The sequence below is a fragment of the Dysgonomonas sp. ZJ709 genome, from assembly GCF_011039195.1.
Taxonomy (GTDB): domain Bacteria; phylum Bacteroidota; class Bacteroidia; order Bacteroidales; family Dysgonomonadaceae; genus Dysgonomonas.
In genome coordinates this window covers 17400-29436 of sequence record NZ_JAAKEM010000023.1, presented here as the reverse complement: position 1 = coordinate 29436, position 12037 = coordinate 17400, and the positions used below count along the sequence as shown (strand labels likewise).

The 12037-nt window shown below is 37.4% G+C and carries 7 protein-coding genes; all 7 read right to left on the bottom strand.

What is annotated here, in order from left to right; all coding sequences use genetic code 11:
- Positions 1 to 7: 7 nt before the first annotated feature.
- The 7 genes from G7Y56_RS14055 to G7Y56_RS14025 all read right to left on the bottom strand — a co-directional run bounded on the left by G7Y56_RS14055 (position 8) and on the right by G7Y56_RS14025 (position 11976).
- Positions 8 to 3556 (bottom strand): TonB-dependent receptor, encoded by a 3549-nt coding sequence (locus G7Y56_RS14055; RefSeq protein WP_255498762.1) that lies wholly within the window; start codon positions 3554 to 3556, stop codon positions 8 to 10.
- Between the two features lie 309 nt (positions 3557 to 3865).
- On the bottom strand, positions 3866 to 5017 hold the full coding sequence (locus G7Y56_RS14050; RefSeq protein ID WP_165044390.1) for a FecR family protein: 1152 nt from the start codon (positions 5015 to 5017) through the stop codon (positions 3866 to 3868).
- A 91-nt stretch (positions 5018 to 5108) separates the two neighbouring features.
- On the bottom strand, positions 5109 to 5714 hold the full coding sequence (locus G7Y56_RS14045; protein WP_255498761.1) for an RNA polymerase sigma factor: 606 nt from the start codon (positions 5712 to 5714) through the stop codon (positions 5109 to 5111).
- Positions 5715 to 5992: 278 nt separating this feature from the next.
- A complete protein-coding gene (locus tag G7Y56_RS14040; protein WP_165044388.1) occupies positions 5993 to 7201 on the bottom strand; it encodes a cofactor-independent phosphoglycerate mutase in 1209 nt (402 codons plus the stop codon).
- Between the two features lie 144 nt (positions 7202 to 7345).
- Complete coding sequence (thrA, locus tag G7Y56_RS14035; RefSeq protein WP_165044386.1) at positions 7346 to 9787, bottom strand: bifunctional aspartate kinase/homoserine dehydrogenase I; 2442 nt, start codon at positions 9785 to 9787, stop codon at positions 7346 to 7348.
- A 12-nt stretch (positions 9788 to 9799) separates the two neighbouring features.
- Positions 9800 to 11272, bottom strand: coding sequence for a S41 family peptidase (locus G7Y56_RS14030; RefSeq protein WP_165044384.1), 1473 nt, complete (start codon positions 11270 to 11272; stop codon positions 9800 to 9802).
- A gap of 95 nt (positions 11273 to 11367) precedes the next feature.
- Positions 11368 to 11976: an L-threonylcarbamoyladenylate synthase gene (locus tag G7Y56_RS14025; RefSeq protein ID WP_165024097.1), complete on the bottom strand. Its 609-nt coding sequence runs from the start codon at positions 11974 to 11976 to the stop codon at positions 11368 to 11370.
- Positions 11977 to 12037 lie beyond the last annotated feature (61 nt).

Here is a 12037-nt window from a genome sequence, read left to right as displayed (position 1 = left end):
ATTTATTTTAAAATGTAAGAGACAGACCAAACGTAACACTCTTCAGCAAAGGATAATTCCATCCATTACCACTTGTACCACTTGTTAAATCTCTATCCGATCCATCGATTGAACTTACATCCATATTATCGGTATGCTTATACAAAGGCGACCAGCACCATAAGTTTTCACCGGTAAGATAGATGCGTGCATTCTGCATTTTTATCCTCGAAATAAATTTCTGTGGCAAATTATATCCGATCTGAATATTTTTGAGACGCAAATAAGCCACACTTTGCAGATACTTTGTCTGAGGCTGGCGCAAAGTTCCCGATCCGTTCTGAGCAATGTAGCCACGATAGCGAGGGAAATAAGCATCGGGATTGTCCTCTGTCCATATATTACCAAGCTGAGATTTAGGCATATCATTATACGGGCGATTGTACTGCCCCCAGAACAGTCCGGCTTCTGGACCGGGATACCAGTCTTGTTTTCCTACACCTTGAAAGAACGTAGAGAACGAAAAGTTATTCCACTCGGCATTCAACATGAAATTATAGACATAACGAGGTTCGGTATTACCAATAACTTTTTTGTCACCCGGGTCATCCACAGTATTCTTTCCATAGTCTATAACTCCATCACCATCAAGATCTTTGAACTTAATGTCTCCCGGTAGCCATTTACCACTCGTGCTCGATTTGAAAAGAGATTGGTCTGCATGGTTTGCAATGTCTGCTTCCGATGTAAAGAAACCTTCGGTCACATACCCCCATATTTCGCCGACCCTCTGTCCTTCATAATATATACCATCTCCCAATTTTCTTTCGGGATTATTATACTTATCGATTGTAGACCTTGCATCAGCTAGAGATGCACGTATCTCATATCGGAATGGCTTGTTGGCCAATGTAAACTTATCGTTCCACGCTACGGATATTTCATATCCCTGCGTCGTCATATCGGCATTATTTCCATAGGGTACCTCTTCTCCGAAAACATCGGGTAATGTCATACCGGGAGTAAACATATCTGTTGTTTTACGAATATAATAGTCGGCTGTTAGGCGCAAGCGTCCTCCCAATGAGCCAAAATCGAGACCAAAATTGGATGTTGTCGCTGTTTCCCATGTCAGACCTAATGGAAGTACCTTTGGATTACTTATCGCCTGAGGACGTCCGCCATTTAATATCCTGCCTGATTGTGCTATATTCAATAATTCCAAGAATCTAAATGGAGGAATATTACCATTACCCAATGATCCATAAGAAGCACGAATTTTCAGATCCGATAGAACCTGATCGTTAACTTGCCAGAAAGGTTCTTCCGATATACGCCATCCGGCAGAAACGGAAGGGAAAAATCCGTATTGTTCATCAGTTGGGAACTTAGAAGAACCATCCAAACGACCGTTCACTTCCAACAGATAACGGTTATCAAAGACATAATTCGCACGGAAAAAACCTCCTGCTATCTTCCACTTCTGATAATCACCTGATGTAGTAGTAAGACTACCCAATGCTAGATTCAAATCATCAGCATCACTATAAATCAAGCCATTTCGCTGAATATTAGCTCTATTGAATGTACTCTCCTCATAGTTGAAACCAACCATTCCTTTCAAATAATGCTTTTTAGCAAAAGTATTCTCATACTCACTATAAATATTAGATGCCAAATAATTGGTCGTTCTGTTTATCAATTCAATATCATTGGTACTGCTACCCACATATTCTATTACTCCCGGTTTGCGGCTGAAAGGAACCGGAACACGTATTCGTTTACGATCGTCATCTTTATTCTGAAATGTAAAATCACCTTTTACACGAAACTTGTTTTCAAGGAAAGTTGCTGTAAAACTAGTCGTATTTCTCACTATGCGTCTTTCCGTATCCTGCCCGTTTTTCCCATACCAGAAATCACCAACTGTGTATGCAGCACTATGTGTCAATGTCCCGTCGGGGTTAAACATAGGAGAAAGAGGATGCCCCTCATCGGCTATATTTCTCCAAATACTACCACCTTCACCCACATTAAGCGGATTATGATATTTCATCAATGAGTATTCGATATTATTATCGACCTTCAACCAATTAAAAACCTGGACAGAACCTTTAGCACGTAAATTATACATACTATAGTCATCCGTATTATATCGGAATATACCGTCCTGACCATAATATCGACCTGTAACATAATAACTAGCCTTACCACTACTGCCTGTAACCGTTAAGTTATGATCGTTGGCGAAGGTGTTGTTTTTATATAGTTCTTTATACCAGTCTGTACTACCATAGTAAACATAATCGCCATTGGAATTAACTTCCACATCAGGAAGACCCGATTGGGTAGATCTGCGTTGAAGCTCTTTCAAGTAATCGTCTGAAAACTTCAAGGTTTTATTTACATTCTGTGGGGTTTGCGAATAGTCATTCCATGCACTCCACGAATCGTTGAAATAATTGGCAAACGTATATCCATCGGTAACCAAATCGGGGACTATAACCGGTCTTTTTATAGAAGCATTACCCGAATAAGTAATAGATACTTTGTCTTTAGCAGGGTCTTTAGTGGTAATGAGTACCACTCCAAATGATCCCCGCGCACCATAGATAGCAGCAGAAGCGGCATCCTTCAAAACAGTTACACTGGCAATGTCATTGGGATTAAGCATAGATGGCTCTCCCTCTACCCCATCGATAAGTACAAGAGCACTCCCCTCTTGCCCGATAGAGGTTTTACCACGAATATTATACGATGCCGTAGTACCGGGCTTACCATCCGTTAATGAAATATTAAGATTGGGAATTGCCCCCTCTAATGCCTGTGTAACATTGGGAACATTCCGGTTTTCAAAAATCTCGCTAGTTATTTGATCAACAGCTCCTGTTAGATTTGCCTTTTTCTGTGTTCCATACCCAACAACTACCACCTCGTCCATAATATTCTGGGTTTCGGTGAGAACAATGTTGATCTCTTTATCTATTGAGGCTAAATGAACCTCTCTAGTATTAAAACCAATATAGGAGCAAACCAAGACGTCTCCCTTCTTTGCATTGAGCGAAAAATGTCCTTCGATATCAGTCATCGTACCGGTAGTTGTTCCTCTTATCGATACCGAAGCACCAATAAGGGGTTCTCCATCTGTACCCAACACTACTCCTTTAACGGGGGTAGATTGTACAACTTCCTGAGGAGCGATAACAGGGCTTTCATTTTTCTTTGTAATTATAATTTGTTTTCCATTTATATGGTAAGCAAGATTTTGTGAATCGAGTGTGTTGGTAAGAATAGTTTCGACACTCTCGTTCGTAGTATTCACAGAGACTCGCTTGTCGCTGACCAGATTTTGTTTATACAGAAAAATGTAATCTGTGGATTTCTCTATCTCAGTAAATAATGTCTCCAGGCTGACATTTTTTAACTGCAAAGAAATACTTGTTGTCTGAGCCACTGCGTTATGTGCTTGCAAGCTACACATGTAGCCGAGAAGTAACAAGAGCGAACAGACCCTTTTCATTCGTAATAAGATACGATTCTCCGATTTTTCGACCGGCATCATTACCTTGTCTTCCATAAGTTTAAGTGTTTGTTTGTTAGAAATTAGTACATTAAATACGGTGTTTTTTAGCAATGCAAAATTCTTTTTTTATTATTAAGTAGAGGTTACACAATAATTAAAAAATTGAGCTATTCTATTAACACATCGTAACAATAAGGATATCTTCTTATTGGTAAAAATGATACAATTATGTACTGATTATTATCAGTATCAGATCGTTAACAACTATTTTTTATTTGTCAATCCAGACAATGCTACGGAGGATAAGTAAGTACTTCGTTATTTTTCATAAATTAAAGATTTAAGGTTTAAGATTAAGATTAGTCATTTAATGTATATCGTATTGCCATTTCTAGTGTAAGACAATGGCGTACTTAAGGATATGTTGTTGAGTATTGTCTCTATTGAATCGTTCAGATTAATTTTGCCTTTATAAACCTCATTTGAAAGCCTGTTGCTGAATCTTATATCAAGTTTGTAATAACGAGAGAGGTTATTAAGTATAGTACTCAAGTGGTCACCCTTCAATTTCATAATTCCGTCTATCCAAGAGATATAGAACGATACATCCACATCCTTCAATTCTGTCTTACCATCTTTATAAAAAAGACCCTGATTAGGCTTCAACAATCTTTTGTTTTCTGATGAAGCGACTTCTACACTCCCTTCTACCAATACGACAGAACCTTCTGCATCGGCACTGTATGCATTGATATTGAACTTAGTGCCAAATACAGCGACATCGAGCAATTTGGTATGAACAAAAAAAGGTTTTGTATCATCCGATGCAATTTCCAGATACGCTTCTCCATCTATATAAATATCCCTTGAGGTACTACTAAATTGTTTGGGATATATTATCTTAGAACCTGAGTTCACTTTTATCAATGATCCGTCGCTAAAGCGGATGCTCGTTCGTTTACCGTTTGGCACAACTACTTGTAAATACTCATTTTCAATATCAGACGATTCGATTTTTTCGTCACCCCTGATTATTACGCCACCATCTTCCTTTTGCTCTATTGTTTCATTATTATCGATATAAGTATTCGACTTACCATTCACTATATGCACTTCATCCATATCTACATTCATCTGATCTAAAAGAGAAAATATTTCAATTTTTGCCTCTTTCGGTTTATCTGTATTTGAATATGGTATAGTGAAAAGGAATACAGCGATACTAGCAGCCACAAGTGAAGTTACAAATAGCATTCGCTTCTTCTTTTTATTTCTTTGTCTTATTTGATGAAGTAAATCCGTCAGATCTTCTTCTATTTGCCCTTCTTCTATTTTTTCTTCTTCAATTGTAAAATATCGTAATAATAATATTGCATCTTTTACTAACGCTTCTTTATCGGGAAAAGAGGCTATGATACTCTCTATTTCTCTCTGGTTATTTTTTTTGACTAATTCAACAAATTCAGAATCGAAAATAAAGTCATTAATACTGTTATATTTGGAGTAATCTTTCATATTTAGATAATCTACTTTATATACTAATACAAGGAAAGACTGATTTTGTAATCAGCCTTTCCTCCTTATTTTTAATTTTCTTAAAGTATTATTAGAAATCAATTGGCAATAAGACCATAATAGAGAGTAAACTCATATAATTCGAATCATTATCACGCATCTTCTTCATAGCCCTATGTATAAGATTTCGTGCAGCCTGATCCGACAAATTCATTATCCGTGATATCTCCTCATACTCCATTTGGTGCAAGAATCTCAAATAGATAATCTCTTTTTGTCGTGGCGTCAGGAGTTTTAGCAAGCTATCCAATTTTATTTTTATAGCTTCCTGCTCCTCTTTATCTTCCATTGCTACGTTATTTATAGAATATTTCAGATGGAACTCTTCGCCCTGTTCAAGGCAAAGTTGCCTTTGTTGAATCTTCTGATAATTGATGAATGAGTTTCTCATAGAGGCATATAAATAAGCACGAAGCGTGGCAGGATCTTTCACAAGTTTGGGTCCCGAATAAAGCTTTAAGAATAATTCCTGAATTGTATCCCGTATCTGTTGATCTTCTATTCCAAAACTAATACCATACGAATACAATGACTTATAGCTTAATCTGTATAAAGATGAAAAAGCTTTTTTGTCGCCCTCTAAATACGCAAACCATAAAGCTGAATATTCATTCATATTATGGATATCATTACTCATAAAAATGTGCTGTTTTGGTATTAGCTCTATAACAAATATAAACATTTACAATTAGTCGGTAAAATATCTATATCAAAAACAAGGTCTATCAAGATAACCCTTATTCTAAAATCATATAATGCTATTTTTCAGGTGAATAAACTACTACATATAATTATGGTGTTTCACCACAAGGTAAAACACCATAAATGTAATAATAATATTGTTGCTTCGTTATTTATTTTCTTTGTCTAAATGAGATCTTAGACCTTTATAATTTACCAACTGAGGATTCCAAATTATTTACCAAACAAAGTCTCCATAAATTCGCGACCTTTCAGTAAGCCATAGGCACCCTTAGGCGATTCGAACTCATCATATACCTGCACATCATCAGCCTTACCATTTGAACGGTAAATCAAAAATGGTATAGGTTTATTAGTATGTGTTCTCAGGGCACAAGGTGTCGGATGATCGGGTAGAATTGCAATTGTTACAGGCTCATCCCAATCTTTAGTCACCTCATATATCGTACGCACTACGCGATTGTCGAGATATTCTATTGTTTTTGTTTTTAATTCTACATTACCATCATGTCCAGCTTCGTCGCTTGCTTCGATATGCAGGTAAACAAAATCATCATTCTTAAGAGCTTCAATAGCAGCTTCTGCTTTTCCTTCGTAGTTGGTATCATAAAGACCTGTTGCGCCTTCTACATGTATCACTTTCAATCCGGCATATACACCGATACCCATTATAAGATCGACAGCCGATATTACAGAACCACTATTGATACCGAATAGCTCTTGTAATGTTTCCATTTGCGGACGATAGCCCGGAGACCAAGGCCATATACTATTCGCAGGGTCTTTACCTTCTGCAATACGCTTCTTGTTTATAGGATGATCTTTTAAAAGCTCTTGTGATTTTAAAATAGCTTTATTCAGAAAATCAGCAGATTCCTGTGCTTCGGCTGACACTGCTTTGATCATTACCTTCTCGAATGGAGTTCCGATAACATCGTGAGGAGGGGTACAATCTAAATCTTTATTTCCACCCTTCAGCTTCAGTAAATGACGGTATGATACTCCCGGATAGAAGCTCAATTTATCATCGCCCAGTTCTTTATCGAGAAAGCGAATTAGTTCTGCAGCTTCTTCGCTTGAAATATGTCCTGCCGAATGGTTTTTTATTTTCCCATCTTCAATGCAGATCAAATTACAGCGCATAGCCATTTCTCGGGGAAGAATGTCAATGCCCATACTTGCTGCTTCGAGTGAACCTCTACCTTCAAATACTTTGGGTACGTCATAACCCAACACCGAAAGATTTGCAATCTCGCTGCCCGGTTTAAATCCCGCAGGAATTGTATCTAATTCACCACTCATACCCTTAGCTGCAAGCAAATCAATGTAAGGTTTGTGCGCAGCTTGTAACGGAGTTTTATTTCCTAATGAGGCAATCGGCTCATCAGCCATTCCATCTCCTAAAATTATAATTGTTTTCATTCTAAATATAGCCCCTCCTAACCTCCCCATAGGGAGGAATTATATTTCTCCACTATGAGTCAAATATTGAGAGTTTGTTTTAATTGTTATTCTATTATGTATTATGCGTTAGCCTAAGCCCCTCTTTTGGAGGGGTTGGGGAGGCTAGCGTATATTAGCAATGCTGATAATATCTGAGAAAACACCTGCCGCCGTAACTGTTGCTCCGGCACCATATCCTTTTATTATCATCGGATATTCATTATAACGTTCGGTGGTAATCTGGATTATATTGTTGCTTCCTTCAAGATCGTAAAACGGATGATTTTGTCCTACTTCCTGAAGTCCTACTTCACATTGTCCGTTTTCGTATTTAGCTACAAAGCGGAGGCGCTTATCTTCACTTTCCAGTTTTTGGCGACGCTCTTCAAAGCTTGTATCCAGTTCGTTGATAGTCTCCCAGAATTCTTCTATCGAGCCATCGAAGTATTTTTGAGGAACAAAAAGATTCTTTTTCACATCGGCTTGTTCTACTCTGTAACCTGCTTCACGGGTAAGAATAACCAACTTGCGAACAACATCCATTCCGCTGAGGTCGATACGAGGATCAGGTTCAGCAAAACCCTTTTCTTTAGCCAGATAGATAGTTTTACTAAATGGAATATCCTTACTCATCGTGTTGAATATAAAATTGAGTGTACCCGAAAGCACAGCTTCTATTTTTATAATCTTATCACCCGAGTTGGTCAACGAATTCATTGTATTGATAACAGGTAGCCCTGCTCCCACATTAGTTTCGAATAAAAATTTGATATTTCGCTCGCGGGCTATATTCTTAAGATTTATATAGTTCTCGTAACTGGACGATGCAGCGACTTTATTGGCGGTCACCACGGAAATATTATGAGTCATCAGATCGGAATAGATACTTGCCACAGAATCACTTGCCGTACAATCAACAAATACAGCATTGAAGATATTCATCTCAATAATGCGCTCACATAGAATATCAGGCGAACTGGCGATTCCCTCGTTATCTAAGTCACTTCTATAAGTATCCAGATTAATTCCTTCGCGACAAAGTAATGCTTTACGCCCCCTTGCAACGCCTACCACATTTAGCTTCAGCGAATATTGTTTTATAAGTTTGGGCTGCTGTTGTTTTATCTGCTCTATCAAGTTACTGCCAACAGTACCTATTCCTGTAATGAAAAGGTTCAATACTTTATATTCGGATAGGAAGAACGAATCGTGAATGGAATTCAATGCTTTGCGTAAATATTTCTTTTTTATTACAAAAGAGATATTTACCTCAGATGCTCCTTGTGCACAGGCAATAACGCTGATCCCACTTTTCCCAAGAGTTTCGAACAATCTGCCCGCAATACCGGGAGTATATTTCATATTTTCGCCTACTATGGCAACTGTTGCCAAGTCTTGCTCTAGTTGCACTCTATTTATACTGCCTAATGAAATTTCGTGCGCAAACTCTTCTTCGAGCGCGTGTACCGCAGGTTGAGCATCGGCAGAACCGACTCCGATAGAAGTACTGTTCTCTGAAGATGCTTGCGATACAAGAAATACACTAATTCCATTTTTAGCCAGTGCCTTGAATATACGGTAATTGACTCCGATAATACCTACCATACCCAAACCAAGTACAGTGATAAGGCAAGTGTCATCGATAGATGATATCCCTGTAATCAGAGCTTTACCTTTTTGCTCTCCGCCATCGTGAGAGATATAGGTGCCCGGTGCATCCGGATTGAATGTATTTTTTATTCGAATAGGTATATTCTTATGATAAACAGGGAAAAGGGTTGGCGGATAAATGATTTTAGCTCCATAGTTACACAACTCGGTTGCCTCTGTAAATGTTAGCTTGTCAATCACATGAGCACTGCTGATTACATTAGGGTCAGCCGACATAAATCCATCGACATTAGACCAAATCTCTAAAATACGTGCATCAAGTGCCGATGCGAACAGAGATGCAGTATAGTCAGAACCTCCACGACCTAAATTTGTATATTCGTATGTATCCCTACATCTCGATATAAATCCGGCAACTAACACTTTCTGAGTCGAAGATTTAAATGCGGCTTTTATCAATTCGTTCGACAATTCGATGTCGGGGGTATGCTTATTAAATTCTGATGTTGTTTTTATTAGTTTGGTTACATCTAATAACTGGTAGTCGGTAAATACATAACTAATAACAGTAGATGAAAGCCTTTCTCCATAACTCACAATTTTATCAGAAGTCTTGTGCGAAAGGTCATTGATAAGAAACACACCTTTAAATATATTACTCAATTCTTCGAGTAGTAAGTTAACCGATGTGCTCACTTTTGCTTTTGTATGCGCATCGAAGTTAAGCTCATCGAGAATAGTAAGGTGCTCAGATACAATCTCTCTGAATTCTTTTTCGTAAAGAGTATCTCCGGCTGCAGCCAAACAAGAAGTCTTTATTAATTTATCAGTTATGCCTTTGAAAGCTGAAACAACTATCACACTGGGCTCATCTACCGAACTAATTATTTTCTTTACATTGTATATATTGGTTGCAGTTCCGATAGAGGTTCCGCCAAATTTCATTACTTTCATAAGATAAATGTACTAATTATTCTTTAGTGACGTTGTTTTAAGTTTATTAAATTGAGCAGGATTTATAAGTATTCCCTTCGTACCTTTCTTATTAAGAGATGATCCTATTGGTTTTAAATCCGGTGAATTTTTCTTCGCACTAGGTAGTGGACTTCCTGTTATTTTAGCAATTGCCGTAGCTAAAAACATTTCATCAGTATCTCCCAATGGTGCCATATTTTCATAAACTTCAAATCCGTCATCCGGTATAAACCCTGCTGCATATTCTGATTTTCCTAGCGAGTTGTATGTTTGGAAACAGATGGGTTGTAGTCCCCATTTGTTACGTGAATCATTAGGCTCATAGAATGAAAATGATCCTACATTTTTACCGATCGTAGTCTGACCTATCAAAACAACATTCATATATGGCCGTAAACCATTTATAATTAACTCGCTGGCAGACATTGTATTTCTGGTCACAAGCACGTATAGAGTATTGTTTAGTTTATCGCCCAACTTGGGTATCGGATAGGTAGTCCTGTTCGATATGGCGATTTTGTCGGCAAAGTAATTATTAAAAACTTCTTCGCCATAGTTTTCTTGGTAGGCCTGCTGTATTAGGTCATTGTATTTATAATATACATATAATTTGGATATGTCTCTGTTGGGAACTATCGCACTAGCTATATATTTAGAGCTTTCAACATATCCTCCCGGATTATATCGCAAATCTAATATCAAGTCAGTGATACCTGCGCTATAAAAGTTACTAAATTCATCAGCAAGTGCCGTATCATAACTTTTAGTACCGTCGCCTTTATCTTGAGAAAAGAAGTTGTAGATTAAATACCCTATTTTGTGAGAGCCTTTTGTGTAAATATTACTGTAATAAATAGGATTTTCTATATAGTTAGAAGTTACTTCTACTGTGATAGGATTAGATTGATTTACTAAACTGAATGTATAGCTATTTTTATTCTGATATAAGAGTGATGACCAATTGTCTAAGGTAACAGTTGTATTATCGACTTTTTCTATGATATCACCTCTTTTGAGTCCGGACTTCTCGGCTTTCGTATTTTTTTTAATATATAAGACCTCATATATTACTTCTGTACTACCTTCTGCTTTTAAATAAACATTGTAATCGAACCCTAAATCGGAAGATGAGACTCCATTTAATGAATTTACAAGATCTACATAACTTTCCTGTATCCATGAAAAGCGATCGCCTTCGTGTGTTTGCTCATTGAAGGGATATATAAGACCGTCCAAAAAATCGTAAGGGGAAGAGTCGAAGTTTATGTTTTCTTTCGCAGGGAGTTTGTCTCTCCATAAATAGAACGAGTCCATTTTCTCATAGACCCAATTGTTCACATATTGATTATCTGTCTGCTGACCCGATGGCCTGGTTCTACCATTCTCTATGTCATCATCGCTACAAGAACTAAAAAGCACCATGCTTACAAGTGTCAGAAAAAATACCTGAAATATAGCTTTCATAAAAATCAAATTTTAATAAAATTACCACGCATACTACATTCGGGAATATTTTCTGTTATACAGCTATTTTGCAAATGTATGTATTTAATACTTTTTCACAAAATCAATTCCCCTTTACCCTGCCTTATTATTTCGGGCTCTCCGTCAGTACAATCTACTACAGTAGACCCTTCTATTCCACCAAATCCACCGTCGATTACAACATCTACAATATCTTGGTATCTTTCGTAAATCAATTCGGGATCGGTTGTATATTCTATAACCTCATCGTCGTCTTTTATGGAAGTTGTCAGTATAGGATTCCCTAAACTGTGAACAAGTTCACGAATAATATTGTTGTCGGGAACACGTATTCCTACCGTTTTTTTATTCTTGTATATTTTAGGGAGAGTAGAGGTTGTATTAAGAATGAAAGTGAATGCTCCCGGCAGATTTTTTTTCATTGTTTTGAAAGTAGCATTGTCAACCTTGGCATACTCGCTAATATTACTCAGATCGTAACATATAATAGAAAGATTGCTCTTTGCCGGATTTATATTCTTCAATCTGCAAATTTCCTCTACTGCACGTACGTTCATAGCATCGCAACCAATGGCATATACAGTATCCGTCGGGTAGATAATAAGACCGCCATCCTGCAATATTTTGACAATCTTGTCCAATTCTTTCTGATTGGGGTTTTCGGGATATATTTTTACTAACATATAAATGTCTTTGTAAACAAAAAAACAGTTACCGGATATTTTAAATCTCCGATAACTGTTT